The following is a 26738-nucleotide window of genomic DNA, read 5'->3' on the forward strand; positions in this document are numbered from 1 at the left end:
TACATATATAATAGTAAAATAAAATGTTAATTATTGACATTTAAAAAATAATATGATTATATTCTTATGCTTTCACATACATATATGAGTTTCACATATATGAAATTAGGAGGGTTAGTATGGTTAAATCTGCAAAACGTGTGTTTGAGGTTTTAGAGTTATTGAAAGATGCTGTAGTTCCATTGAGTGAAAAAGAAATAGGAGATAAGTTGAATATCCCACCAAGTAGTTTATTTAACTTACTTAAAACAATGTTGGATTCTAAATATATAAGGAGAGATTATCAAAATAAATACTTATTAGGACATAAATTGATTAATTTAGGTAACAGAGCTCGGGAAGATTTAGATTTATATAATGAGAGTTTGACGTACGTTAAGCATTTAAATGAAAAAATTAACGAAACAATTTTTTTAGCTTATCCTCAAAACAATGAAATGATTTATTTAACTAAATTTGATAGTGATAGATCTATCAGGACGGCAGCCCAACCAGGGGTTAACAAACCAATTTATTCTACTGGATTAGGCAAGGCATGCTTATCAATGTATAACGTAAAGACGTTGGAAAATATTTTTGAAAACATTGACTTTGAAAAGATAACACCTAAAACTGTTGATAATTTTACAGAACTTAGAAAGCAATTATTAATATTTAAAGAACAAGGTTACGCTTTAGATGATGAAGAAAATGAAATAGGGTTATATTGCGTCGCAGCACCAATATTGAATGATGAAAAACAAGTTGTTGGTGCAATAAGTTGCGCAGGACCAAAAGAACGAATTATTAAAAATAAAGATATCCCAATTCTTATAAAGAAAAACGCTTATTTTATTTCAAGAGCAATGGGTTTAACGAGAAATGGAGTTGATATAAATTGACTGTAATTTCATACGGAGAAGTCATGGGTGTATTCTCAGTTAATGATGGTAAGTTTATGCATAGAGACAGCGCACAGTTTCATATTGCAGGTGCTGAAGCGAATACTATGATTGGGCTATCTAAATTAGGGGTTGCTTCACAATTTATCTCTGCTATAGGTAATGATGGAGTTGGAGATGCTATTCAATATCAATTAAGAGGAGAAGGGATAGGTACTCAATTTTTAACTAGCTTAAATAATTATTCTACTGGAATCATGACTAAAGAAAGAAGCGTTTCGAATACAATTCGTGTAGATTACTTTAGAAAGTTTAGTGCGATAAATCATTATGAAATCAGTTATTTTTTTAAAACTATTTTTGAAAGCGCAACCATGTTATATATTACTGGTATTACTCCATCTTTAAGTCAACTTACTTATGAAACAACAATATCATTAATAAAAGAGGCTAAAGAAAGAGGAATAACAGTAATATTTGACCCTAATTATCGAAAAAAACTTTGGAACCAAAATGAATTCAAAAAATTTTATAAAAAAATAGCTAAAGACATTGATATTTTATTAACTGGTAGTAGCGAAGCAAACATTTTATTTGGAAGTAAAACAAATGAAGAAATTGTGAAAGAAACAGATGCTAAGTTATTAGTTATTAAAGACGGTTCTAATGGTGCATTTTTTGCAAATCACGAAGAAAGTTTCTTTAAAGAAGCATATAAAGTTAAAGAAATAGATTCAATAGGTGCGGGTGACGCATTTGCGGCAGGTTTAATTTATGGAATTCAAAAATATAATATTGATGATTTATCACAATTGTCTAAATATGCTTTAGCTATGGGAGCTTTAGCTACAACATCTTATGGAGACTTTTATGGATTACCAACGTTAAATGAATTAAACCAATTTTTAAATCATCAACTAAGTGATGTGGAAAGGTAGTATTTTAAATGAACATTGATGCTATTAAGAAATATAAAATCATATCAATAATTAGAGGATATGATACTAAAGATACCTTAGAAATAGTGGAACAGTTATATAAGGCAGGTATTAGATTAGTAGAAGTAACACTTAATTCTCCAAACGCTCTGGAGTCTATAAAGAGTTTAAACGAAATTTACAATGGAGAAATGTTTATTGGAGCAGGCACAGTTCTAAATGCTGATTGTTGTCAGAAAGCTATAAATATAGGTGCGAAATTTATTGTTTCGCCAGATACAAATTTAGAAGTAATATCTTGTACGAAAAAAAACAATATAATTTCAATTCCAGGTGCTCTCACGCCTTCTGAAATTACATACGCTGTTAATGCAGGAGCAGATATAGTAAAAGTATTTCCAATATCTGAAATGGGACCAGCATATATTAAAGATATTCGAGCGCCACTAGATAAAATAGATTTGTTACCAACTGGAGGTATTGATGAAACAAATATTAAGCAATACATCGATATGAATTCAATTGGCGTGGGCGTTAGTAGTGCTATTGTAAAAAGTGGTCTAGAAATTAATGAAGAATCTTTAAATGAAATTAAAGTAAAAGCTGAAAATTTGATAAAAAAGATAAAATAGGAGGATATTAACATGAAAATTACAAGTTATGAATTATATCAAGTGCCGCCTAGATGGTTGTTTTTAAAAATAACAACAGATAGTGGACTTACTGGTTGGGGGGAACCAGTAATTGAAGGAAAAGCAGCCACTGTGAAAGCAGCAGTAGCTGAGTTGATGGATCAAATTATTGGCGAGGATCCATGTAATATTGAGGGTTTATGGAACCAAATGTATCGCTCTTCGTTTTATAGAGGGGGACCAATATTGATGAGCGCTATTGCTGGAATTGACCAAGCACTTTGGGATATTAAAGGAAAACACCTTAATGCTCCCGTTCATCAATTATTAGGTGGGAAAGCGAGAGAAAAAATAAAAGTTTATTCATGGATAGGTGGAGATAGACCGACTGATGTTGCTTTAGAAGCCCAAAAGGTTTCAGATAAAGGCTTTACAGCGATTAAAATGAATGCAACCGAAGAATTACAATATATTGATGACTTTAAAAAAGTTCAGGATGTAGTTGAACGTGTCAGTGCGATTAGAGAAAAAATGGGGGACGGTTTTGGTATAGGTATTGATTTTCATGGTCGAGTACACAAACCTATGGCTAAAATTTTATTTAAAGAATTGGAATCTTTACATCCGTTATTTATTGAAGAACCTGTATTGCCAGAACATAACGGTACTTTAAAGAGTTTATCAAACTTTTCTATTCCTATTGCTACTGGAGAAAGAATGTACTCACGTTATGATTATAAATCAGTGTTAGCTGATGGGTATGTAGACATTATCCAACCTGATTTATCTCATGCTGGCGGAATTACAGAATGTAAAAAAATAATATCCATGGCAGAAGCGTATGATGTAGCAGTAGCACCACATTGTCCTTTAGGCCCTATAGCATTAGCTGCGTGTTTACAAGTAGATGCGACTTGTCACAATGCAATCATACAAGAGCAAAGTTTAGGAATTCATTATAACAAAGATAATGATTTATTAGATTATGTAAAAAATAGAAGTATTTTTGAATATGATAATGGCTTCGTAAAAATACCTGACGCCCCCGGTTTAGGTATTGAAATTGATGAAGATTATGTTAAGGAACGAGCAAAAGAAAGTCATAACTGGAAAAACCCAATTTGGAAACACAAGGATGGTTCTATTGCCGAATGGTAAATAGCATTAAGGGGGATAAATATGAGCTTAGTTGGAGTTATATTTAGTGTCGTTGTTAGCGTGGCGATACTTTTAGTGTTAATAATTGTTTTAAAACTAAATACTTTTATTTCACTAATAATTACATCAGTAATTGCCGGCCTTTTTTTAAACATACCTATGGAAGAAATAATGGGAAGTATTGAAAATGGGATAGGAAGCACGCTTGGCCATATAGCTTTAATATTTGGACTTGGTGCTATGTTAGGTAAACTACTATCTGATGGTGGCGGTGCAAGCAGAATTGCAGAAACATTAATTTCAAAATTTGGTGAAAGATATACACAATGGGCAATTATAATTGCTTCATTTATTATAGGTATCGCTCTATTTTTAGAAGTTGGTTTAGTTTTACTTATACCATTAGTATTTACTATTGCCAAAAAACTTAATGTATCACAATTGAAAATTGGTATTCCAATGATGGCAGCTTTATCAGTAACACATGGGTTCTTGCCGCCACATCCAGGGCCAACAGTTATAGCTAAAGAGCTACATGCTAATATTGGTGAAGTACTTATGTATGGAATAATAATAGCGATACCTGTAGCTGTTATATCTGGACCTTTATTCTTGAAAGTTGCAGAAAAAATTGTGCCTTCTGCATTTAGAAAAGAAGGAGATATTTCAGAGTTAGGAACTCAAAAGCAATTTTCTGAAAGTGAAATGCCGAGCTTTGGATTAAGTGTACTTACGGCATTGTTACCTGTTTTATTAATGTTATTATCTACTGTTTTACAATTAATAACGGGACATGAGGATGGCAAAGGTATAAACTATTTAGAAAACTTTGTATATTTCATAGGCACTGCTGGGACAGCGATGATGATTTCAGTTATGTTCGCTATTTTTTCTATGGGATTATGGAGAGGAAAACGGATTGAAAAAACAATGGCTTCAGTAACTAATTCAATATATCCTATTGGAATGATGTTACTTATAATAGGTGGTGGTGGCGCCTTTAAACAAATCCTTATTGATGGTGGTGTAGGAGATACAATTAAAGAGAGCTTTACGAATACATCAATGTCTCCGTTACTTTTTGCTTGGATTATAGCAGCAGTGTTGAGGATTGCATTAGGGTCTGCGACAGTTGCAGGAATATCTACCACAGCAATTATATTACCAATTGTACAAAATTCAGATACTAATGTGGCGCTAGCAGTTTTAGCGATAGGTGCTGGTAGTTTAATCTTTTCTCATGTAAATGATGCAGCATTTTGGATGTTTAAAGAATATTTTGGACTTACGATTAAAGAAACATTTTTAACATGGTCACTTTTAGAAACTGTCCTTTCAGTTTCAGGTATTATATTCATTTTATTTTTAAGTTTATTTTTATAAATATTAGCAATATAGGATGTCTCGCTGAAATATTTTAGCTATTATTTTAAACCCATTTTTACAATAGTATAGTTTTTATGTAGTACACCACAACTTTCACAATAATCATGCGTATACAAAAATTTTACGTATTCGCATAATAGCACTTAAATCTTTGTTCTTTATATTCAATTTCTTCCTGTTTATTGTCGGAAATAAGATTAGAGACTTCAATTTCAAGTGTTCTTGATATAAAATAATTGATAGGCGCATAATCTCTTCTTAGTTTATTTGGTAGGACATTTAAATTATAGAGATTTTTGTGCTTTTTTGTATCAAAAAACAAGACTGAATAGAAAAAGGACCTTTGACAAAGAGCCTAAAAAATCAGCCTACTTAATCTATAAAGTAAAATTAAGTAGGCAATTTTATTGTTATTAATGTAATTTATAAAAATTAATGTGATTTGTTATCAAAATTTCTGCCTTCTAAACCAGCCAATTCCTCTTTTGATGCAGATGGAGCTTTCATTTCAAAAATTTGGTCGATAACTGTATAGTCATAATATCCTAAACGTGCAATTGGTCTAATAGATTGTATATCAAGTTTCCCATTATCTAGAATAACTTCGTCATCAATATGAACTTGTGCTACACGACCTATTACCATATCTACAGTTGATACTGAATCGCCAGTAGGTATACGTACTGTTTGTACATATTCACATTCAAAATGTACGGGAGATGCTTTTACTCTATGACCAGGCGCTTCAACGCATTTTTCTTTTTCTACACCTGCAAATTCAAATTCATCTTCTTCTGGTGGTAAAGCTTTAGCGGATAAGTTTACTGCTTCTCTTAAATCATAAGTTGCCATGTTCCATACAAACCAGCCTGTTTCTTCTGCATTTTTAACTGTGTCTTTACGCTCGTGATCACCTAAAACAGATTGATTAGCTGCAAACATTACCATAGGTGGATCCCATGTTAAATTTTGGTATTGGCTATAAGGTGCTAAATTATCTTTACCATCCTTTGATATTGTTGAAATCCATCCAATTGGTCTAGGGACAGTACTGCTTTTAAAAGGGTCATGTGGTAAACCATGACTACGTGTGCCTTGTTTTGGTGAATAATTCATAATATCATCACTCCTCAAAAATTTTGAAACCACTCCAAGAATAATTGTAATTAATAAGCACGTCTAATACTAAATTTGAATTGATTTATTAGTTCAAACTATAGAACGCTAAAATGTAAATCAGTATGTTGTTTGTTTATCGTTTGGCAATAATTAATGAAGCAATGAATCCTACGAATACATATAGATAATATAATTACAAACATACTTTGCTGTGGTCTGTTTTATTAAGAGTAGTAATAAAAATTTTGTAGGATTAAAAATACGTTTATTTCAGGTGCTTTTGGAATTGTTATCCTAGAAACTTTAAACCCATTTTTACAATAGTGTAGTTTTTATTTAATACAACACAACTTTCACAACAATTAGGAGTATGTAAAAATTTCGCATAATAACACTTAAACCTTTGTCCTTGATATTCAATTTCTCTCAGTTTATTGTCGAAAATAATATTAGGGTCTTCAATTCTAAGTGTTTTTGATATAAAATAATTCATAAGCGCATAATCTCTCCTTAGTTTATTTGGTAGGACATTTAAATTATAGAGATTTTTGCGCTTTTTTTGTATCAAAAAACAGGACTGATTTTTATACCAGTCCTGTTTACAATAGAGCCAGGGTATCATTTTATAAAGAAAAACAAAAAGATATACTATAAATTAAAGTTTTTCTTTATATAGTCTTATTTTATTTAAATGAATCTGCAAGCTAACTTTATTGTTGTTGAATAAAGTTTTCTGTTGTATAAATATCAGCATATAATAAGTCTAACGCGCTGATAAATGCGTAGTGAGCATCTTCTGCTTTAACCACATGCTCGTTATAAGTTAATTCACGTGAAGCACATGCATCTTCAACGACGGATACTTTATAACCTAAATCAGCTGCAGCTCTTGCAGTAGCATCAATACACATATGTGTCATCATACCAACAATTACAACATGTTCTATATTTTGAGCTTGTAATTTATCATGTAAGTCCGTATTAACGAAACTGTTAGGGAATTGTTTAATAATAAGTGTTTCATCATCTTTTGGTTGTACTACTTCTCGAATTTCTGCACCTTCGGTATCAGGAGCGAAAAATCCTAATGATTCATCAGGCGCAATATGTTGAACATGGAAAATATTTTCACTAAGATTTTCTCTAAACCACGTTAATAATTTTTGAGCATTTTCGGCTGCATTTTCAGGATTACTTAATGGGTATTTACCACCTGGGAAATAATCATTTTGAATATCGACAATAATTAAAGCTGTATTCATATTTATCCATCCTTTACTGAATTTAGTATACAATTATAATGATATATTAAAAACGATTCGTTATCGATAGGTCTATGAAATGAATTAGATGAAAAAACTTGCTTGATGAAAGGAAATCCAACAATGAAAATAGATAGTACTGATATACAAATATTGAAAATACTAGCAAATCATTCACGTACTCAATGGAAAGATATAGGAGAGCAGATACACATGACAGGTCAAGCAGTAGGTAACCGTATTCGTAAAATGGAAGATGAAGGTATTATAAAGTCATATACCATAAATATTAGCGAAGAAACTATCAAAAATGGAATGCTGGGTTTCTTAATAATATATATGGAGACGACACAACATGGTCATTTTATTGATTTCGTAACGACTTGTAATGACATAATAGAAGCACATAGAATTTCAGGGGACGGTTGTTATCATTTGAAGTTTAAAGTATCTTCGAATGAACAGTTGAATACGTTACTACAGAAACTGTTAGAATATGGAAATTATTCTTTATATTTATCAGTAAATCAACTCAAAAAGGATGACCAATTTAACGAGCAATATTACTTAAATTATTTTGAAAAATAATATGGACGCTAACATTTATTACAGTGTTAGCGTCCATTTGTATATGCAAAATTAATCATAATATTAATATTTATTTTGTTCACCCCAACTACACATATTTTCAATAATTGGCCATAGGGATTTGCCTTTTTCAGTTAGGCTGTATTCCACTTTAGGAGGTATTTGGGGGAAAGCTCTTCTGTTTACGAGACCGTCTTGTTCTAATTCTTTTAAAGAGTCACTAAGCGTCTTGTATGTGATTTTGCCTAAATAGCGTTTGAGTTGATTGAAGCGTACCACTTCATACGTAGATAAATAGTAAATAATGGTTAATTTCCATTTTCCGTTGATAATTGAGAGCGTGTAATCAAAATACGTATCGTTCAAATGACTATGATGATTAATGTTTGCTATGCTTACACTTCCTTTTGTGTCGATATTATAAAGGGCGCCTTACAATAGCTTTAAAATTCATTGTTTATGTCACTTAATTATTCAATAGACATAACATAGAATATATAGGCGAATAGGATGGTAGTCCCCAAAGTGATATATAAGATAAGGCATCATCAGTAACCATTTCTCTCTGTAGATATGGCACTGAATGATGCCTTGTTTTTAACATAGCTATCATTGTGAACTGATTAAATTTTTGAATATATTATTTCAATAGAAATTGACTTTTATTTATTAACCAAATATTTTATACCCTGAATCTTGATTAGATTTATTTCAATGATAATGGAAAGTCTTTATAACCTTCGCTAACGTTTACAATATTAGTAAAACCTCTATATTCTAGTATACCGATTGCAATCGAACTTCTAACTCCTGATTGACAATGAACGTATATTTTATCATTTTTATCAAAAGGTATACTCTCATTTAATAATTTTCCGTGAGGGATATTCACCGCTTGTTCTAAATGACCTTGGTTCCATTCTTCATTGTTACGCACATCTAGCACATTGGTTTCTTTGCCGGTCATATCCGCGCTATGAATAGAAGATGTCATGATTGTTGTTTGTGGTAAACGATAACCTGCTACATTTTCAAAACCAATTAACTGTAAAGTATGCACTGCTTCTTCAACCGTAGCTTTATCACCGATTAAGTCTATATCTTTATTATAGTCTAAATACCAACCAATTTGATTAATGAAGTTGTGATTATAAGGAATATTGATAGTTCCTTGCGCATGACCGCCATGGAAAGCTTCTTTACTACGAAGATCAAATGCGATTCTTTCATTGTTTAAGCTAGGGTAAACATTATATGGTTGATACATGTTCATACCAAATTGGTTAATTTGTTTCATTTGGGCAAAATGATGCGGTGGAGCTGGTTGATTTGATGTTAATGTTTCAATAAACGTTGCTTCCTCAGTTACATTAAAGGCCCAGTTGTTTATTTTTTCGTAACCTAACGTAGAAATCGGTACTGCCCCTAAAGCTTTACCGCATGGACTACCTGCACCGTGGCCTGGCCAAATTTGAATATAATCTGGTAAATCTTTAACACTATTTACAGATTGATACATTTGTTTGGCACCGACTTCTGTTGAGCCTTTCATTTGTACTGCTTTTTCTAATAAATCAGGTCTACCTATATCACCAACGAAGATAAAGTCGCCACTAAATAGCCCCATCGGTATATTAGAACCTCCGCCTTCGTCAGTGAGTAAGAAACTGATACTCTCTGGGGTATGACCTGGTGTATGCAAGACTTCTAATTTAATATTTCCTACATAAATAGTGTCTTGATGTCTAACAAAATGGGTTTGTTGTGGCATGTTTTTATAATTCAAGTCATCGTCACCTTCACCAGATACATATATACTTGCGTTTAATTTTTCCGCAACGTCTCTAATACCTGAAGCAAAGTCAGCATGAATATGCGTTTCAGCAGCTTGTGTAATTGTAAAACCTTCTTCATCTGCAACTTCCATATATTTTGTTAAGTCTCGTATTGGATCAATAATCATCGCTTCTCCTGTACGTTGACATCCAATTAAATAAGATGCTTGAGATAAATTATTATCATAGAATTGTTTGAAAAACATAAAAATCTCCCTTTTTAAAAATATAGTTTAGTTTATTAAATAAATAAATTGTGACTGGCTTGTTCTGTTTCACCAATATAAGTCCCTACGCCACCATATTCGACTTCATCTCTAAGTTCTTCTTTTGTAATGCCCATAACGTCCATACTCATAGTACATGCGATTAACTTGATGTTTTGATCAATTGCTTGGTCTATAAGTGACGGTAAGGAATCAACATTTTTCTTTTTCATAACATAACGCATCATGATATTACCTAAACCGAACATGTTCATTTTTGATAATGGCATGCGTACTGGTGTCTTAGGCAACATAAAATCAAACATTTTTGCAATACCTTTCTTCTTAACATGAGTTGCTTGTGTTTTTTTCAATGCATTAAGTCCCCAAAAAGTGAAAAAGATAGTTACATATCTGCCGGCAGCTTTAGCACCGTTTGCAATAATCATTGCTGCCACCGCTTTATCTAATTCACCACTAAATAAAACGATAGTCGTACCTTTATCGGTATGATTTACTTCCAGTTCTTTTGGTTTTTCTTTTTGAATAACGGCGTTAATTTCATTGTTATTTTCATTCAGCTTTACAAGTGAGTGTCCTGTCTGTTTCGACCAGCTTTTAATATCACTAAGAAAACCAGGATCAGTGACGGTCACTTCGATTTGGTCACCAATTTCAATATTTTTAATTTCTTTACTAATATTAACTATTGGGCCCGGGCACTGAAGACCATTAAAATTAAATTGTTTGCGGTTCGGTTTGAGTGATTTATTATTCTCTTCTACCACATCATCATAATCAATATTTTGTTTTTCATAAGCTGTATAACCACCGTCTAAATTCACAACGTCATAACCTTGTTTAGCTAAATATTCGCTTGCTTTAGCGCTTCTGTTACCACTTTTACAGTAGATATAATAAGTTTTATCCTTGTTCTTAGCGAATGTGTCAATATTTTCTACAGAATGTAATATTGCACCATCAATACGGCCTAATTTGTATTCTTCTGGTGTTCTAACATCAATCAATTGTCCTTTTTTCGCCAATTGCTCTAACTCCACTTTACTTAATTCGTTAATATGTTGCTCTTGATATTGTTTCATATTATCCTCCTCTAGATACCTATAGGGGTATAATAACAGTTGAAAACAACTTAAGTCAAATACCCCTCTAGGTATTTGACAATTTACTGTAAATTTATTACTATAAATATATTCAATTTAAAATCGGAGGAAACTAATATGGATTATAATAAACAAATGGTAAATCGCATCAATAGAATACAAGGCCAATTAAATGGTGTTATTAAAATGATGGAAGAAGAAAAAGATTGTAAAGACGTCATTACGCAACTCAGTGCATCAAAGAGCTCAATCCAACGTTTGATGGGCGTTATTATAAGTGAAAATTTAATAGAATGTGTAAAAGCAGCCGATGATAAGGGAGAAAGTTCTCAAGAAATGATTAATGAAGCTGTGAATTTATTAGTAAAAAGTAAATAATGGACATGCTCAATATAATAGCGATGTTGTTGATTGGCGTATTCGGAGGTTTTATATCTGGCTTGGTAGGCATAGGAGGAGCCATTATTATTTATCCAGCTATTTTGTTGTTACCATCATTATTAGGTGCTCCTGTCTATAGCGCATATATTGCTTCGGGTCTCACTTCTAGTCAAGTGTTTTTTAGTACACTCAGCGGTTCATTTAAAGCGAGAAAGAAAGCCGAATTCTCACCTAAACTTGTAATGAATATGGGTGGGGGTATGGTTATTGGAAGCATATTCGGAGCAATGCTAGCTAATTTATTTAACGCTACTTTTATCAACACTATATATATAATCATCGCTTTAGTTGCATTACTATTAATGTTTATTAAAGTTAAATCTGTTTCCCAAGAGGTTAGATTCAAACCTGTTTTACTTATCTTAGTAGGGTTTGTGATTGGTGTAGTGTCAGGCATTGTAGGTGCAGGCGGTGCATTTATTATTATTCCCGTATTATTAGTTTTATTCAAATTGCCAATGAACACAGTAGTGACTAACAGTATCGTCATTGCTTTCATCTCATCGATAGGGGCTTTTATTATTAAATTCATACAAGGCTATATCCCTATCGAAAGTGCAATATTTTTAATAATTGGAAGCATGCTCTTTGCGCCTATAGGACTAAAAGTAGGTTCCAGGGTACCTGACATTGTTCAAAAAAGCATTGTTAGTATCTTGATCGCGATTGCAATTATACAACTTGTATTTTAATTAATTTAAAAAGGGGGCTTTAAAGTGAATCACTGGGATGAAAAATTTGATTCAGAAGAATATATTTATGGCAAAGAAGCGAATTCATTTGTCAAAGATATTTTTAAAAAGCAAACAGACAATAATGAGAAAATTTTATTACTTGCAGAAGGTGAAGGCCGTAACGCGATATATCTAGCAAAACTTGGGTATGATATAACGACTTATGATATGTCGCAAGTGGGGATTAATAAACAATACCAATTAGCGAGCGAAGCACATGTTGTCATAGATGCAAATTATGGAGACATCACAAAACCTAATTTAGCGCCTCAGTCATCATTTGACTATAGTATTAATATCTTTGGTCATGTGCCTAATGAAGGCAAACAAGAGATGTTCAATAACCTCATTCAATCATTAGTCGTAGGGGGTTATAGTTACTTTGAGTTTTATTCAAAAGAACAATTAGCATATGGCACTGGCGGTCCTAAAGACGAATCCATGTTATATACTATTGATGAAATCGAAGCTTATTTAAAACACTTACCTGTTAAAATTCATCAATTAGAACAGCATGAGGTTTATCGTAATGAAGGTATTAAACATACTGGGACAGGTTCTATAATCCAAGGCTATATAGAAAAAATATAATATTTGAGTATAAGATGATAACAGAGTCCATGAAATAAATGACTTTGATTAAAAATAAGCGTCAATTTCTATCGAGTTAGTATAGAAATTGACTTTTTTATATAGTCAAAAGCGCCATGTAATAAATCACTGCAATAAATGATTTGTTACATGGCGCTTTATAATGTTTGAAATCCATCGCTAAAAATAAACAGCTATGTTATGTTTTTGGCAAAAATCATTGATGTCTTTTGGAGGAATTTTATCGGTAAACATTTTGTTAATATCGCTTAAATCGCAATACGTGAGTAAAGTGGATTTCCCCATTTTACTATGGTCGGCTAAGATAAATGTTTCTGTGGCTTTGCTAGTAATATATTGCTTTATTAAATTTTCTTCCATCTCAGAATTAGATAATCCATTTTGAATATCAACACCTGTTGCTGACATAAAAGATTTATTAATATTGAATTTTTCTAGCAACATATTAGAATCAATACCTATAAATGATCATCGTTTCTTACAAAAAAAGGCTATCTAGCTTTTAATTTAACAATAATTTGACTTATTGGAGGTATCTATTTAATCGTCATTAATCTTACATCAAATTAATAGCTTATTAAGGATTGGATTTAGGATTTGAAGAAATGAAATCCATACAAAATGCCATTGATATCCCACTAGTGCTACATGGGGCATCAGGTATTTCAAATGAAGACTTATTAAAAGCAATACACTTAGGTCATGCCAAAATTAATTTTAATTCAGAAATCAATATCGCCTGGAGTAATCAACTAAGACAAACACTTAACCAAGATAAGTCGTTATTTAATCCACAACAAATTCTAAAACCAAGTAAAATAGCGATGGTAGAAACGATTAAATCTATTATTTACAAATGTACGTCTCATAACCGGGTATAACTAAATATATAGGGAGGTCGATTCAAAATGCCATTAATGAAAATTGATTTAATAAAAGGAAGAGAAAGAGAAGAAATAAAGAAAATATTAAATATCTCTTATGAAGTTATGCTAGATACATTTAAGGCACCCAAAGGCGACAGGTATCAAATAGTTAATCAACATGAAGATTATGAAATGCAAATTTTGGATACAGGTTTAGGTGTAGAACGAACAAAGAATGTAATTGTGTTTACAATTATTACAAGACCAAGGACGCAGCAACAAAAACAAAGTTTCTATAGTGAGTTAACAAATAAGCTTCATGACGACATGGGCATACGTAAAGAAGACATCATGTTTAGTTTGATTGAAAATACAGATGAAGATTGGAGTTTCTTTAATGGAGAAGCTCAATTTCTAAATGGTACGCTTTGAGAAAGCAATTATTTAGAATTTTAATAACATTTTCTATCTTCGTCGGAAAACTGAAATTTGAAATGGAAAATTCATAAAAACTACTTACTAGGATACTCGTTTCCCTTAATTCTATCGGGGAGTGAGTATCCTAGTTTATGTTGAATATAAACTGCTGATTAAGGCAATTTTAAATATATGTGTTAAATCAATTATACGATTGGTATCAATTGCCTTTATTTATAGTTGAAAACAACTTAGGTACAAAAGATGTCCTTGTTCAAACTGACAGCGATGATTATACGATTTAAGATGATTATCATATTGACTATTTAAACTCGCATTTTGTGCAAGCGGGGGAGCTGTTAGAGGCGGAGTTGATTATCTGGGCCCTATATATAGTTATTGTCATAATAAATATGATATAATTGACTGAATTTTCAAAAAGAGGTGTGTATATTGACTAAAGTTTTAATTATTGGCGGGGGCGTTAGTGGCCTTCGCTTAGGATCTTTACTTGCAAAAGAAGATATATCTTTTAAAATATTAGAATCGAGAGAAAGAGTAGGTGGGAGAGTTTTAACGCATAATCAAGATAACAATTATTTTGATTTAGGCCCAACTTGGTTTTGGCCCGATACGGAAAAAACGATTACAAACTTAATAACTGAGTTAAATATTCCTACTATCGAGCAATATAATGAAGGATTTAGTTTATTAGAATTATCAAAACATCAAACACCGAAATATGTTGAGGCTAATGAACTTAATAATAAAAGTAGGAGAATTGTTGGGGGTATTAGTGCATTAGTTAATGTATTAAAAGATAGTATATCACCTAGTAATATTGAATTAAATAAGAAAGTGACATCAGTTATTAAAAATAAACACGGCACAATTACAGTGGATACATATGATGAACTTAAAAATAATCGTATAAATTATAATGCAGATATCCTTGTTTTAACACTACCTCCTAGGTTACTTTTAGAAACTATAAATTTTAAACCATCTTTACCTGAAAATATACAAATAGATTTACTTAGTAAACCTACGTGGATGGGGGCTCAAGCTAAAATCGTAGTAACTTTTGATAAGGCATTTTGGAGAGATGAAAATTTATCTGGAAATGTGGTGAGTTGGGCAGGACCACTACGAGAGATATATGATGCCTCTACCGAACGTGATGAAAGTGCATTATTTGGCTTTTTCAGTTTACCTCCATCAATTCGAAATCAATATGATAAGGAATCTATTCATAATAAAGTAATTGACCAACTCGTTAGGTTATTCGGTCCTAAAGCAAAATATTATAATAATATTTTTTACAAAGATTGGTCTCAGGATAAGCACACAGTAACTGAAGGCGATAAACTCAATATTGAAAGCTTCCCGAGTTATGGACAACCTCCAAAATATGCTGAAAATATGATTTTTTCTGGTACTGAATATGATGAACAACATGGAGGTCACTTAGAAGGTGCACTATCATCTTCAGAAAAAGCATACTATAAGATAAAAAAATTAATGTCTTATAAATAGTTACTTACATATAAACATTTCTTATTAATACAAAACGTGATTTTGAAAATGATTTTCTGTTAATAAGTCTTTTGTAATGTATTCTTATGTCAACTTCATAAAGTTATATTTATTATAAATTTAAAACAGTTTATTTTACTAATTAATATAATTAAGAATATACTAAATTTTATTAGTATAAGGAGGTAATATAATGAATAATGTAAAAGACAAAGTAGTAGTTATAACTGGGGCGTCTAGTGGTATCGGTGAAGAAACAGCAAGTCTCCTAGCTGAAAATGGAGCTAAACTTGTTTTAGGTGCAAGACGTATCGATAAATTAGAAGAAATCCAACAGAAAATTGGTAATAATGTAAGTATACAAAAAACAGATGTGACGAATGCCGACGATGTTAATACATTAATTGAAACAGCGTATAATGATTTTGGTCGTGTAGATGTTTTAATCAATAATGCTGGCCTTATGCCACAATCTTTCTTAGACAAAAACAAACAAGATGAATGGAATCAAATGATAGATGTTAATATCAAAGGTGTATTATATGGAATTGGAGCAGCATTACCATACATGAGAAAACAAAATTCAGGTCATATTATTAACTTAGCTTCTGTAGCAGGTCATGCTGTTTTCCCAGGTAGTGCAGTTTATAGCGGTACAAAATATGCAGTAAGAGCTATAACTGAAGGTTTAAGACAAGAAGAATCAACAGTAGGTTCAAATATTAGAACTACCATACTTTCACCAGGAGCTATCGATACTGAATTAACAGATCACATTAGTGATCAAGAAATTAAAAAAGGCGTAGATAAATTATATGAAGATGCAATTAAACCAGATGCTATTGCAAGAGCAATTAACTATGCAATTAATGAACCTGAGGATGCGTCTGTTAACGAATTTATCATTCGTCCAAGTAGTCAAATTCTATAATTCAAAAATAGCACTTTAGTATTGTAATTAAATATATAAACTGCATCCGATTTAAAATTTCGGAATCAGTAAGTAGGCTATTAGATTTCATAGTGAAATTTAATAGCCTATTTTATAGCTATACACTTTTAAAGGGGAACAGTAAAAACGACATTTAAGACATACCGTATAGCAGTCACTCTAAAATGGTCTTCTTATATTAAAAATAATCTTTTAAAAGACTTGCGGAACTTTGCCCATGCATCTTCATCAAGGTAATATTTATCTGCTATTTGGATGATGACCTCTTTTTTCAATAAATTATTGAAGGTTCTTTTGTGCTTAATATTTAAATCGTCATAAGTTTTAGCATTTTCGGGTGAAGTAGCTTCTGATTTAATCATTTGCTTAGCAACTCTATTTTGTTTCCATACAATCGCTTCTGAACCATTAGCCATAGGGCACACTCCTTTTTATATAATTATAACATTATATAAATTAATTATCTTGATGTGTGAAGCGTATTTGGTGTGAATATAAGAATATACATTTCATTAATAATTATTATCAATTATATAACGAAATATACTTTTAATAGGAAGATTATTGTAATCAATAATAAGAAGGAAAATATCTGTTTGATACGTCAGCCACTATTATATTGATATTTCCAGTACCCATATGGCAGAATGTATTTACTACCATAAGGGGTGTTATATGAAGATAAATAAAATCATAAATAACAATGTGATTAGTGTTATGCAAAATAACCAAGAGAGTGTTGTGATGGGAAAAGGCATTGGTTTCCAAAAACAAGAAGGAGATATCGTTGAAGAATCAAAGATTGATAAGGTTTTTGATTTAAATAACCAAGAAATATCCGAACGTTTCAAAACGTTATTAATTGAAGTGCCTATTGAGGTTGTACAAGCAGTTGAGAAGATTATTGAAGTTGCTAAAGTTGAATATCATAAAGATTTGAGTGATACAATTTATGTTGCGCTTACAGATCATATTAATTTTGCAATTGAACGGCAACAAGAAGGTATGACGATAAAGAATGGCTTATTATGGGAAATTAAAAAATTCTATCCTACTGAGTATGAGATTGGGATACGTGCTTTGGACTGGATTGATGAAAGTGCAGAGGTCAAATTACCAGTTGATGAAGCGGCATTCATCGCGATTCATTTACTCAATGCAGAACACAATAACTTAGCAGACTACAATCAAGTAACTGAAATGGTACGAAATATCTTAAGCTTAGTGAAATATCATTTTAGAATAGACTTCGACGAAGAAAGTTTGACTTACTTTAGATTTGTGACACATTTGAAATTTCTAGCCCAACGTATTTATGCTAAAAATTCACTTAATACAAGTGAAATGGAACTTTATGAAATTGTGAAAGAAAAGTACAAAGAGGCTTTTAAATGTGTGAAGAAGATTGAATCATTTTTAATGAAAAAATACCAGTATGAAATGACACATGACGAAGCATTATACTTAACGATTCATATACAAAGATTAATTTCTAGAAATGAAAGCGTTGACAATTAACGATTGTGTGGTAGATTAATATTAAGAAAACAAAATAAACAATTAATTGTTTAGGATTGTAACTGTTCGGCAGGCGAGACCTAAGCCATTAATAGATGACTTCATCTGAGGATAAGTATGTCTATTTATGGTTTAGGTCTCTTTTTTATTGTTCTAAATAAGATAGGAGTGACTAAAATGGGAAATGATTACAGAATGGCTGATGAAATTTTAAGGAATATCGGTGGTAGTGATAATGTAAAAAACTTAACGCATTGCATGACACGTTTAAGGTTTGTACTAAAGGACGAAAGTAAGGCTAATGATGAAGCTATAAAAAATCTTGATGGCGTTATGGGGTTACGCAAACAAGGAGGACAATATCAAGTTATTGTTGGCAATGATGTTTCACAAACATATGCTGATTTAATGAAATTGGGAGTGAGCGGAGGCGCTAAAAGTAATGAACCTGTTGAAAAGAAAAAATTAACGCCTAAACAAATAGGTATTAATATTTTAGATGCCATTATTGGTACAATGTCACCTTTAATACCTGCTATTATCGGTGGTTCAATGATTAAATTGTTAGTAATGATTTTAAATATGACTGGGATATTATCATCTGAAAGTTCAACATTTAATATTCTAAATACCATTGGAGACGCGCCATTCTTCTTCTTACCTATGCTTGTTGCAGTATCAGCAGCTAGGAAATTTAACAGTAATGTATTCTTGGCATTAGCAGTAGCTGGGGTTATGGTTCATCCAGTATTTATGGAAATTATGGAGAAAGCCGCTGAAGGTAAAGCAGCAACGTTTGCATACGTACCAGTAATGTCCGTGAAATATACGTATACAATTATTCCTGCTATTGTTATGACTTGGCTGTTGAAATATATTGAAGATATAATCGATCACATTACGCCAATTGTTATGAAAAACTTTTTAAAACCTATGTTGATTTTGTTAGTTGCAGCGCCAATTGCGATTATTATTGTTGGACCTGCTGGAATTTTAATAGGTACAGGGTTATCGCAATTTGTATTCTTCGTGCATGGCCAATTAGGTTTCTTAGCAGTAGCCATTGTAGGTGCATTATGGCCTTTATTGGTTATGACTGGTATGCATCGTGTGTTCACACCAACAATTGTACAAACTATTGCAGAGACTGGTAAAGAAGGTATGGTTATGCCATCTGAAATTGGTGCGAATTTATCACTTGGCGGGGTCTCACTTGCAGTAGCGTTTAAAACTAAAAATAGAGAATTACGTCAAACTTCATTAGCAGCGGCATCATCAGCAATTATTGCAGGCATAACTGAACCCGCACTATATGGGGTAGCCATTAGATTAAAACGTCCTATGATTGCGTCAATGATTACCGGATTTGTTGCAGGTGGGGTTGCAGGTCTAGCAGGGCTTGCGAGTCGGTCTATGGCAGCGCCTGGTTTATTTACAAGTGTACAATTTATAGATCAAGACAATCCTATGAGTATCGTATGGATTATTGTCGTTATGGTTTTATCTATTGTACTATCATTTATTTTAACGTTGGTACTTGGGTTTGAAGATATACTAGAATCAGAAGATGAGTTATTAGATGCAGAGACAAAAGGCAATATGATTGTTGAAGCACCTGTTGAAGGAAAAGTGAAACCCATAGATAGCGTTGAAGATGATGTATTTAGTAGAGAAGTGATTGGTAAGAGTGTTGCGATTGAACCAACAGGAAATAAAATATATGCGCCAATAACTGGAACAGTGACCTCAGTATTCCCTACCAAGCATGCTGTTGGAATTACAGGTGACGATGGTGTTGAAGTACTAATTCATGTAGGTATTGATACTGTTAAGCTAGAAGGCAAACCGTTTACATCGGCAGTTGAACAAGGTGACCATGTGAATAGTGGGGAGATTATCGGGTCCTTCGATTTAACTGAAATTATTGAAGCAGGTTATGATCCGACAACGATTGTAGTAATTACAAATACAGATGATTATGACTCTATTACGTCTTTCGATACTGTTGACGTTAGTGCTAATACATCAATATTAGGAGTGGTTAAAAAATGACGATAAAAACTTTTCCAGAAAATTTTCTTTGGGGTGGCGCTATTGCAGCAAATCAAACAGAGGGCGCATGGAATATTGGAGGGAGAGGTCTAAGTAATATAGATTTAATCCCACATGGACCAAACAGACAAGATATTAAATTAGGTTATAAAGCATCGCAATTAAGTGATACAGAATACTATCCAAGCCATACAGGTATTGATTTTTATCATCATTATAAAGAAGATATTGCTATGCTTGCTGAAATGGGATTGAAAGTCTTTAGAACATCTATTTCATGGAGTAGAATTTATCCGAATGGAGATGAAGCAACTCCTAACCAAGCCGGTATTGATTATTACACAAACTTATTTAAAACATGTAAAGAACATAATATCTCTTTGCTCGTAACATTGGCGCATTTTGATATTCCTATGGGGATCGTTGAGCAATACAATGGTTGGAAAAATAGAGAAACAATTGATTTATATATTAAATTTGCAGAAACATGTTTTGAAAATTTTGGTTCATATGTTGATTATTGGATTCCATTTAATGAAATTAATGTTGTGTTACACAGCCCATTTTCGGGTGGTGGATTATATTTTGATGAAAATGAGGATAGGGAAACATTGTTATATCAAGCAGCACATTATATGTTAGTTGCAAGTGCTAAAGCTGTGGAAAGATGTCACCGTATCACGCCCGATGCTCATATAGGTTGCATGATTGCAGGCGGTAGTTTTTATCCGTACAGCTGTAACCCGGAAGACGTCTGGCAGTCTATGATTGATGAAAGAACGAATACATTCTTTGTAGATGTCCAGGCTAAAGGGAAATACCCTTACTATATGGAATCATTATTTAAGTCTAAAGGAATCCAAATTGATATTACTGACCATGATAAAGAAGTTTTGAAACAAACCGTAGATTTTGTAGCGTTTAGCTATTATGCGTCTAGAACATCTATTGCTGATATTACAAGAGTAGAGAAAAATGAAGGTAATGTAATAGTATCGGCTAAAAATCCATACTTAAAGATGAGTGATTGGGGATGGGTTGTCGATCCACTTGGTTTAAGGATTACGATGAATCAAATATATGAACGCTTTGAGAAACCACTATTTGTTGTTGAAAATGGGTTAGGAGCAAAAGATGTCATAGAAGCAGACGGCAGTATCCAAGATGACTATCGCATTGATTATATGCAACAGCATATTCAAGCGATGCATGATGGCATTCAAGACGGTGTACCATTGCTTGGTTACATTAGTTGGGGAATTATAGATTTAGTATCAGCATCCACAGGTGAAATGAGTAAACGTTATGGTATGATATTTGTTGATAAAGACGATGCTGGTAATGGCACCTTAGAACGTAAAAAGAAGAAATCATTTGATTGGTATAAAAAAGTCATACAACAAAATGGTATAAAAATTTAAATAGCTAGAGAACCAAGTATTTATATTTGGTTCTTTTTATTTTTCTATGCGTAATTTAGCTATTTTCATTTTAGAAAACAAAGGCATTATGGGTTTTCGATTTCCGAATCATATAAAAAATAACTAAAATCAATTGTTATTTGTATATTTATAAGAATATATAGTTTTAATGTCATATTTACAAATAACATATGTAATTAATATCGGCTTAAAATAGTAATGTTAAAGTAGTGAGGAAAGAGTAATATGAATCGTCAGAGGAGGAGTAATATGAATCAGAAGAAACATCAATCGATTGCTTTCCGTACTGCAGCGAGTTTTGTCTTATTATTTAGTCTTATTGCTACACCAGAAGCAGCACACGCAAGTGGATCAGGGGAAGCTACCGATAATGCCAATCCAACAGCCCAACAAGAGAATAATAACAAAATAAAACTTTTAGATAAAAAGCCTAAAGTTGAAGATATCAAAAAGCAAAATAAACCGAACCGAATTATTACAAATATAAATGGTAATCCACAGTCAGAAATGGGTTTTAGCTGGTATACATCAGATAAATTTGATGATTCTAAAGTATGGGTATCAGAGTCTAAAAACTTTAAGAATGCCAAAACATTTGATGCAAATGCTCAAAAAGTAGATTCAAAGTACCTTGAAAGAGATAAACATGGAAATATTATTTTTAAAGATATTGCTAAAAATGATGAAGGTGAGCCAGTAAAAGGTAAAGATGGTAAAGAAAAAGTGAATGGTTATTATACAGATAAACATGCTGGTGGCCCAGAATGGATGAGTGGTGACAAGCATGGTAAAACAAACTTAATAACTGAAGATGAGTATACATACAAAGCACAAGCAAAAGACTTAAAACCAAATACAAAGTACTACTATAAAGTAGGAAGTGATAATGGTAAGAAGAGCCAAGTTGGACAGTTTAAAACAGCTGGTAAAAAAGGCGATCCATTTAATTTCGTACAATATACAGATACGCAAAATGCTTTTTGGAATGAAAATGTAAGAAATGAAGCTGCATTTGGTGCAGATACGTTGAAAAATGCTATTCAAACGGCTGGAGATCCTAGCTTTGCATTACACACAGGAGACTTTATTGAAACAGCAGAAGTTGAAGATGAATGGAAAGATTTATATAAACAATCGCGTCCATCATTCATGTCATTACCAGTTGTAGCCACAGCAGGAAATCATGATGAATATGCACTAAATGAAGAAGATGAAAAACTATTAACTAAATTTAATGAACATGTGAACGTACCAAAAGAAAATGACGCTGTAAATGGCGGTTCTTACTATTCATTTGATTACAACGGCGCACACATGGTTGTTGCAAATACAAATGACAACAAAAAATCTAAAGACAATCCAGACGAAAAAGCGATAGGCAAAAAACAAATGGAATGGATTAAGAAAGATATCAAAAAAGCACGTGATAATGGTTCGAACTGGGTAGTGTTAAACTTACACAAACCAATGTATTCTAAGTCTTATCATGCTTTATCAGATAAAGATGTGAAGAAAATTAGAGAAGAGTTAACAAAAGAAATCGATGATTTAGATGTAGATTTAGTCTTACAAGGTCATGATCATGTATTATCACGTACACATCCACTAGAATATACTTCGACGAAAAACAGTTTCGTAAATGCTAAAAAAGAAGACACTAAACAATTTGTTGGCCAAGACAATGTAACATATTATGATAATCCAAAAGGTTCTGTATATGTATTGCCAAATACAGGTGGTACAAAAGAATACGACAGTATCTACGACCGTTCTTTAGAACATATTAAAAAAGTGAGACCAGAATTAAGTTGGTTAACTGAAAAAGATTTAGAACACTATAACAGTCTATTTAAATTAGGTAAACAGCCTCAAGAAACAGATGCCTTTAAAGACAGTCACTCAAATAACCGTGACTCTTCTTCACAAAACTTCTCAGTCTATGAAGTTGAGGGCAATACATTGAAAGTTAAAATTTATCAATTAAACGGTGACATTAGTAAAGGTGAACAGCGTAATGTTGAACTAGTTGATGAGTTTGGCATTCAAAAAGACAATAAATAATTAAATCAACGCCTAAGTTAGAGGATAATAATCTAGCTTAGGCCTCTTGATTTCCCAGGAAATTGAGGATTGATAAATAATGAAACAAGTACTAAGATGCCTAACAATAATCTTTTTATCTTGTCTGGTATTATCTGCCTGTAATAATGAAAAAGAAGCAACTCAACAGTCAGGTAAAAATGATAAAGCTACTAAAAGTGCTAACCAAGAAACATCATCCGAAGCATCTATATCAGACCAAGATAAAAAAGAAATTAAAGAAGAGGTTTTGTCGTGGCTTGCTAAACATGAGAAAAGTAATAATAAGGCAGTATCAAATCGCTATTTCGGTAGTGGAAGCATGTCTGATGGAGATTGGTATGCAGGTACTGAGGATGGGGAAATTCAAGTAAGTGATAGGGGGAAACCAGGGCCGAAAGCTTTTGATTTACATACTGTAACGGGTGCGGTAACTTACACATCAAATGAAGGGGTAACTGGTATAGATAAAGCTGCCAAGAACTTATCAAATATTGAAGGGTATAGTGCTGTTGCTGACATTAATAAACCCGTAACTAAATACCTATTTGCAGATAATGGCAAAGTGTATGAATATGCGTTTACTGATTCAAAAGATATTACACTATCATCTGGTTTTGCACCTAAAGATTATAATGGAAAAGATCCAAATTTAAACCCAAATCAAATGTTCAAAGTTAGTGATAATAAAGCACTTAACGATTTTTATAATAAATTATTGAAGAAATATGAGTAAATTATTATAACTTTATTGAAATAGCTTATATCTCTGGCGATAGTAAAAAAGGTATTGAAGTCTAGGCCAAAGATAATAAAAATCATTACTAATACTGGCAAAGAAACAAATACTCCATTATTAATAAACTTATATGCATGAGCCGGGTCTTTGATGCTAGTTAGTCATAATAAAAACAAATAATAACGACTAATAAGTATTATAGTAATAGATTTTATAATTGATAAAAAAGAAATCGCAAAATAAATAAAACTATACTCTTGAAATTGGAAATTATGATACGCCCCCAAATGTTGGACTGAAAATCTAACTTTTAGGGGTGTGTTATTTTGATACTAGCTAAATTAAAGCGAAACATAAAATTTAAGCAACTAAAAGAAGAAGCAAAAGATTAAATCACTACGAATAATTATAAAATTAATGAAAACCCCACTCATAGTATAAAAAATAATTTTAGTCCAAGAAGTTATATAAAAGTTATATTTAAAATAAAAATTGCTTTAATTAAAAACACAAGATAAACTTAAATTTCGTAAACTAATTTATTTTTATAAGGAGATATCGATGTGTTTAATAATAACGAACAATATATTTTAGGTTTTACGATCATCATTTATTTTATTTTCTTATTACTTATGTCTTTTTATATAAAAGGGAAAATCAAAACTTATGATGACTATAATATGGCAAGTAGAACAGTTTCAGTGTTTCCGCTTATACTAACATTCGTTAGCACAGGGGTTGGTGGGGCGACACTTTTAGGATATATGGAAAATGGTTACACGTTAGGTATGGGGCAACAATGGATTCACATTACAATGATGGTTGCTGTAATTATCCTTGCACTATTTTTCTTAAAACGTATTAGATTATTAGGAGAAAAATATAATATGGTAACGATTGGTGATTATACTGCACTTCGCTATGGTGAATCAGCACGTATTCCTACGGTTATCAGTTTTCTTTTTGCTTATTGTGCAATGACAGGCATGCAGTTTGTAGCAATTGCTTCTATTTTAAATTTAACAACTGGTTTAAATATGACAATTGGCATTGTGATAGGATGGATTTTGCTATCGATAAAGACTTATTTTGGTGGTTTGAAAGCGGTCATATGGCAAGATGTTGTACAAGGAGTCATCCTTACAATAGGAGTGATAGTACTATTTTTTGTAGTTATTTATTATTCAGGCGGTTGGAGCGATATTCAAACTAATGCTCAGAATATTAATCAACTTGAAATGCTGAGTTTAATTAATATCACACCGAATGAGATTTTAATTTATCTTTTAACATTAGCTTTTTATCAATTTATCAGGCAAGACGTTTGGCAACGTATTTGGGCAGCAAAAGATTTGAAAACTGCAAGAAATGGTTATTGGATTTCTATGATTATAGCAGTATTATTAGGCGCGATAACAGTATTCATAGGTGTGTTGAGTAGGTTTGGATTGAATATGAATATAACTGAAACACCGCTAGTTTATTATCACGTGATTCAAGAAGTATTCCCGTTTCCAATTGTGGTAGTAATGGTTATTGTCTTATTAGCGGCCGTTATTTCTAGTGCCGATTCCTTTTTTATTGCAGGATCCTCGTCTATTGCTAATGATATTATCAAGCCTAATATTAAAAGTTTTAGCCAAAAGAAAATGCTGTTGTATAGCAAGCTATCTGTATTGATAGTATCTGTAATTTCGTTAATATTAGCAATTATGATTCCAGGATTAGTAGATTTAATGGTGACAGGAACCGCGATGTCTGTTTCTGGTTTGCTAGCGCCTGTAGTTTTTGGGTTGTTTTGGCAAAAACCTTCGAAGCTTGCTGGTAATTTAGCCATGTGGAGTGGATTGATTTCTGCGATAGTTTGGCAAATTCTTGGTCATCCCTTTGGTCTCCATCCAATATTAATTGGCTTACCACTTTCAACTATAATATTATTACTTGTAACATTATTTGGAAAGAAAGATGATGTTCGTGTTTAAGGTACCCTTTATATTATAGATTTGAACGGAAATTCATTATATAAAATCTAAAAATTAAATAGCAAATATGCATTCATATACTTAAAGCGTTCAATATTGTTAGATAGACATAATTGAACGCTTTTTCCTATTCAATTTTAAAAAAGCGAATAACTCAAAATGGGTCTACTATCATTTAAGATAGTAGGTGGCATAAAAGTGCATACTTACATCAAATTATATGAGTAATATAATAAAGG

The 26738-nt window shown here is 32.1% G+C and carries 26 protein-coding genes; 19 read left to right on the plus strand and 7 right to left on the minus strand.

The annotated features are described in order from the left end of the window. Positions 1–119 precede the first annotated feature (119 nt). From J5E45_RS05850 to J5E45_RS05870, 5 genes are read left to right on the plus strand one after another with little or no spacing between them, the layout of a single operon-like run. Positions 120–881 (plus strand): IclR family transcriptional regulator, encoded by a 762-nt coding sequence (locus tag J5E45_RS05850; RefSeq protein WP_081325033.1) that lies wholly within the window; start codon positions 120–122, stop codon positions 879–881. Next, on the plus strand, positions 878–1819 hold the full coding sequence (locus tag J5E45_RS05855) for a sugar kinase (protein WP_039067934.1): 942 nt from the start codon (positions 878–880) through the stop codon (positions 1817–1819). Before J5E45_RS05850 ends, J5E45_RS05855 begins: the two co-directional genes overlap by 4 nt. 8 nt (positions 1820–1827) lie before the next feature. Beyond that, a complete protein-coding gene (locus J5E45_RS05860) occupies positions 1828–2451 on the plus strand; it encodes a bifunctional 4-hydroxy-2-oxoglutarate aldolase/2-dehydro-3-deoxy-phosphogluconate aldolase (RefSeq protein WP_039067936.1) in 624 nt (207 codons plus the stop codon). A 12-nt stretch (positions 2452–2463) separates the two neighbouring features. Further along, positions 2464–3609 (plus strand): galactonate dehydratase, encoded by a 1146-nt coding sequence (gene dgoD / locus J5E45_RS05865; protein WP_039067937.1) that lies wholly within the window; start codon positions 2464–2466, stop codon positions 3607–3609. A gap of 21 nt (positions 3610–3630) precedes the next feature. After that, positions 3631–4992 carry a gluconate:H+ symporter gene (locus J5E45_RS05870; protein WP_208181803.1) on the plus strand — a complete coding sequence of 454 codons (1362 nt, stop codon included), beginning with the start codon at positions 3631–3633 and terminating at the stop codon, positions 4990–4992. Between the two features lie 435 nt (positions 4993–5427). Here J5E45_RS05870 and J5E45_RS05875 read toward each other — a convergent pair whose 3' ends face one another. Beyond that, complete coding sequence (locus J5E45_RS05875) at positions 5428–6111, minus strand: flavin reductase family protein (protein ID WP_101050626.1); 684 nt, start codon at positions 6109–6111, stop codon at positions 5428–5430. 713 nt (positions 6112–6824) lie between these two features. Continuing rightward, complete coding sequence (locus tag J5E45_RS05880) at positions 6825–7376, minus strand: cysteine hydrolase family protein (protein ID WP_039067942.1); 552 nt, start codon at positions 7374–7376, stop codon at positions 6825–6827. A gap of 123 nt (positions 7377–7499) precedes the next feature. Between J5E45_RS05880 and J5E45_RS05885 the strand changes: the two genes are divergently transcribed. Then, positions 7500–7964, plus strand: a complete 465-nt coding sequence (locus J5E45_RS05885) for an Lrp/AsnC family transcriptional regulator (protein ID WP_069793321.1) — start codon at positions 7500–7502, stop codon at positions 7962–7964. 63 nt (positions 7965–8027) lie between these two features. Here J5E45_RS05885 and J5E45_RS05890 read toward each other — a convergent pair whose 3' ends face one another. From J5E45_RS05890 to J5E45_RS05900, 3 genes are all read right to left on the minus strand, one after another. Then, positions 8028–8357 (minus strand): winged helix-turn-helix transcriptional regulator, encoded by a 330-nt coding sequence (locus J5E45_RS05890; RefSeq protein ID WP_107548751.1) that lies wholly within the window; start codon positions 8355–8357, stop codon positions 8028–8030. Between the two features lie 313 nt (positions 8358–8670). Next, positions 8671–10005: a persulfide dioxygenase-sulfurtransferase CstB gene (gene cstB, locus J5E45_RS05895; RefSeq protein ID WP_208181805.1), complete on the minus strand. Its 1335-nt coding sequence runs from the start codon at positions 10003–10005 to the stop codon at positions 8671–8673. Positions 10006–10040: 35 nt separating this feature from the next. Beyond that, positions 10041–11108 carry a DsrE/DsrF/DrsH-like family protein gene (locus J5E45_RS05900; RefSeq protein WP_208181806.1) on the minus strand — a complete coding sequence of 356 codons (1068 nt, stop codon included), beginning with the start codon at positions 11106–11108 and terminating at the stop codon, positions 10041–10043. A gap of 138 nt (positions 11109–11246) precedes the next feature. Here J5E45_RS05900 and cstR point away from each other — a divergent pair, with 138 nt between their 5' ends. Genes cstR through J5E45_RS05915 form a run of 3 tightly spaced genes read left to right on the plus strand, consistent with a single transcriptional unit; the run spans position 11247 to position 12895 of the window. After that, on the plus strand, positions 11247–11507 hold the full coding sequence (cstR, locus tag J5E45_RS05905) for a persulfide-sensing transcriptional repressor CstR (protein WP_017722250.1): 261 nt from the start codon (positions 11247–11249) through the stop codon (positions 11505–11507). Next, positions 11507–12262: a sulfite exporter TauE/SafE family protein gene (locus J5E45_RS05910; protein ID WP_039067949.1), complete on the plus strand. Its 756-nt coding sequence runs from the start codon at positions 11507–11509 to the stop codon at positions 12260–12262. Before cstR ends, J5E45_RS05910 begins: the two co-directional genes overlap by 1 nt. A 24-nt stretch (positions 12263–12286) precedes the next feature. Continuing rightward, positions 12287–12895 (plus strand): class I SAM-dependent methyltransferase, encoded by a 609-nt coding sequence (locus J5E45_RS05915; protein WP_101050614.1) that lies wholly within the window; start codon positions 12287–12289, stop codon positions 12893–12895. A gap of 180 nt (positions 12896–13075) precedes the next feature. On the opposite strand, the gene J5E45_RS05920 is transcribed toward J5E45_RS05915, so the two are convergent. Further along, positions 13076–13378 carry a DeoR/GlpR family DNA-binding transcription regulator gene (locus J5E45_RS05920; protein ID WP_318760568.1) on the minus strand — a complete coding sequence of 101 codons (303 nt, stop codon included), beginning with the start codon at positions 13376–13378 and terminating at the stop codon, positions 13076–13078. Positions 13379–13500: 122 nt separating this feature from the next. On the opposite strand from J5E45_RS05920, the gene J5E45_RS05925 reads away from it, so the two are divergent. The 4 genes from J5E45_RS05925 to J5E45_RS05940 all read left to right on the plus strand — a co-directional run bounded on the left by J5E45_RS05925 (position 13501) and on the right by J5E45_RS05940 (position 16666). Continuing rightward, positions 13501–13797, plus strand: coding sequence for a class II fructose-bisphosphate aldolase (locus tag J5E45_RS05925; protein ID WP_272873970.1), 297 nt, complete (start codon positions 13501–13503; stop codon positions 13795–13797). A gap of 27 nt (positions 13798–13824) precedes the next feature. Further along, on the plus strand, positions 13825–14214 hold the full coding sequence (locus J5E45_RS05930) for a tautomerase family protein (RefSeq protein ID WP_208181809.1): 390 nt from the start codon (positions 13825–13827) through the stop codon (positions 14212–14214). Between the two features lie 438 nt (positions 14215–14652). Further along, entirely contained in the window at positions 14653–15735 is a 1083-nt protein-coding gene (locus J5E45_RS05935; RefSeq protein ID WP_208181811.1) for a flavin monoamine oxidase family protein, read from the plus strand. Positions 15736–15928: 193 nt separating this feature from the next. Next, positions 15929–16666, plus strand: coding sequence for an SDR family oxidoreductase (locus J5E45_RS05940; RefSeq protein WP_039067967.1), 738 nt, complete (start codon positions 15929–15931; stop codon positions 16664–16666). 194 nt (positions 16667–16860) lie between these two features. Here J5E45_RS05940 and J5E45_RS05945 read toward each other — a convergent pair whose 3' ends face one another. Then, the gene (locus J5E45_RS05945; protein ID WP_208181813.1) at positions 16861–17103 is read right to left on the minus strand and encodes a hypothetical protein; all 243 of its coding nucleotides are present in this window, start codon (positions 17101–17103) and stop codon (positions 16861–16863) included. A gap of 259 nt (positions 17104–17362) precedes the next feature. On the opposite strand from J5E45_RS05945, the gene licT reads away from it, so the two are divergent. The 6 genes from licT to J5E45_RS05975 all read left to right on the plus strand — a co-directional run bounded on the left by licT (position 17363) and on the right by J5E45_RS05975 (position 26499). Then, positions 17363–18205: a BglG family transcription antiterminator LicT gene (gene licT, locus J5E45_RS05950; protein ID WP_208181814.1), complete on the plus strand. Its 843-nt coding sequence runs from the start codon at positions 17363–17365 to the stop codon at positions 18203–18205. A gap of 177 nt (positions 18206–18382) precedes the next feature. Further along, complete coding sequence (gene ascF / locus J5E45_RS05955) at positions 18383–20257, plus strand: PTS cellobiose/arbutin/salicin transporter subunit IIBC (protein ID WP_208181816.1); 1875 nt, start codon at positions 18383–18385, stop codon at positions 20255–20257. Beyond that, positions 20254–21678, plus strand: a complete 1425-nt coding sequence (ascB, locus tag J5E45_RS05960; protein WP_237282802.1) for a 6-phospho-beta-glucosidase — start codon at positions 20254–20256, stop codon at positions 21676–21678. The genes ascF and ascB overlap by 4 nt, the downstream gene beginning before the upstream one ends. A 270-nt stretch (positions 21679–21948) precedes the next feature. Next, positions 21949–23760, plus strand: coding sequence for a purple acid phosphatase family protein (locus J5E45_RS05965; RefSeq protein WP_208181817.1), 1812 nt, complete (start codon positions 21949–21951; stop codon positions 23758–23760). A 79-nt stretch (positions 23761–23839) separates the two neighbouring features. Continuing rightward, the gene (locus J5E45_RS05970; RefSeq protein WP_208181818.1) at positions 23840–24514 is read left to right on the plus strand and encodes a hypothetical protein; all 675 of its coding nucleotides are present in this window, start codon (positions 23840–23842) and stop codon (positions 24512–24514) included. 566 nt (positions 24515–25080) lie between these two features. Then, positions 25081–26499: a sodium:solute symporter family transporter gene (locus tag J5E45_RS05975; protein ID WP_208181819.1), complete on the plus strand. Its 1419-nt coding sequence runs from the start codon at positions 25081–25083 to the stop codon at positions 26497–26499. The last annotated feature ends 239 nt before the right edge of the window (positions 26500–26738 follow it).

Origin of the sequence: Staphylococcus shinii, from assembly GCF_017583065.1 — a bacterium.
Taxonomy (GTDB): Bacteria; Bacillota; Bacilli; order Staphylococcales; family Staphylococcaceae; genus Staphylococcus; species Staphylococcus shinii.

What these genes read in the sequence shown, in the direction of transcription:
- J5E45_RS05850 (WP_081325033.1), top strand. Translation starts at nt 120, where the DNA reads ATGGTTAAATCTGCAAAACGTGTGTTTGAGGTTTTAGAGTTATTGAAA.
- J5E45_RS05860 (WP_039067936.1), top strand. Translation starts at nt 1,828, where the DNA reads ATGAACATTGATGCTATTAAGAAATATAAAATCATATCAATAATTAGA.
- dgoD (WP_039067937.1), top strand. Translation starts at nt 2,464, where the DNA reads ATGAAAATTACAAGTTATGAATTATATCAAGTGCCGCCTAGATGGTTG.
- J5E45_RS05870 (WP_208181803.1), top strand. Translation starts at nt 3,631, where the DNA reads ATGAGCTTAGTTGGAGTTATATTTAGTGTCGTTGTTAGCGTGGCGATA.
- J5E45_RS05875 (WP_101050626.1), bottom strand. Translation starts at nt 6,111, where the DNA reads ATGAATTATTCACCAAAACAAGGCACACGTAGTCATGGTTTACCACAT.
- J5E45_RS05880 (WP_039067942.1), bottom strand. Translation starts at nt 7,376, where the DNA reads ATGAATACAGCTTTAATTATTGTCGATATTCAAAATGATTATTTCCCA.
- J5E45_RS05885 (WP_069793321.1), top strand. Translation starts at nt 7,500, where the DNA reads ATGAAAATAGATAGTACTGATATACAAATATTGAAAATACTAGCAAAT.
- cstB (WP_208181805.1), bottom strand. Translation starts at nt 10,005, where the DNA reads ATGTTTTTCAAACAATTCTATGATAATAATTTATCTCAAGCATCTTAT.
- J5E45_RS05900 (WP_208181806.1), bottom strand. Translation starts at nt 11,108, where the DNA reads ATGAAACAATATCAAGAGCAACATATTAACGAATTAAGTAAAGTGGAG.
- cstR (WP_017722250.1), top strand. Translation starts at nt 11,247, where the DNA reads ATGGATTATAATAAACAAATGGTAAATCGCATCAATAGAATACAAGGC.
- J5E45_RS05910 (WP_039067949.1), top strand. Translation starts at nt 11,507, where the DNA reads ATGGACATGCTCAATATAATAGCGATGTTGTTGATTGGCGTATTCGGA.
- J5E45_RS05930 (WP_208181809.1), top strand. Translation starts at nt 13,825, where the DNA reads ATGCCATTAATGAAAATTGATTTAATAAAAGGAAGAGAAAGAGAAGAA.
- J5E45_RS05940 (WP_039067967.1), top strand. Translation starts at nt 15,929, where the DNA reads ATGAATAATGTAAAAGACAAAGTAGTAGTTATAACTGGGGCGTCTAGT.
- J5E45_RS05945 (WP_208181813.1), bottom strand. Translation starts at nt 17,103, where the DNA reads ATGGCTAATGGTTCAGAAGCGATTGTATGGAAACAAAATAGAGTTGCT.
- licT (WP_208181814.1), top strand. Translation starts at nt 17,363, where the DNA reads ATGAAGATAAATAAAATCATAAATAACAATGTGATTAGTGTTATGCAA.
- ascF (WP_208181816.1), top strand. Translation starts at nt 18,383, where the DNA reads ATGGGAAATGATTACAGAATGGCTGATGAAATTTTAAGGAATATCGGT.
- ascB (WP_237282802.1), top strand. Translation starts at nt 20,254, where the DNA reads ATGACGATAAAAACTTTTCCAGAAAATTTTCTTTGGGGTGGCGCTATT.
- J5E45_RS05965 (WP_208181817.1), top strand. Translation starts at nt 21,949, where the DNA reads ATGAATCAGAAGAAACATCAATCGATTGCTTTCCGTACTGCAGCGAGT.
- J5E45_RS05970 (WP_208181818.1), top strand. Translation starts at nt 23,840, where the DNA reads ATGAAACAAGTACTAAGATGCCTAACAATAATCTTTTTATCTTGTCTG.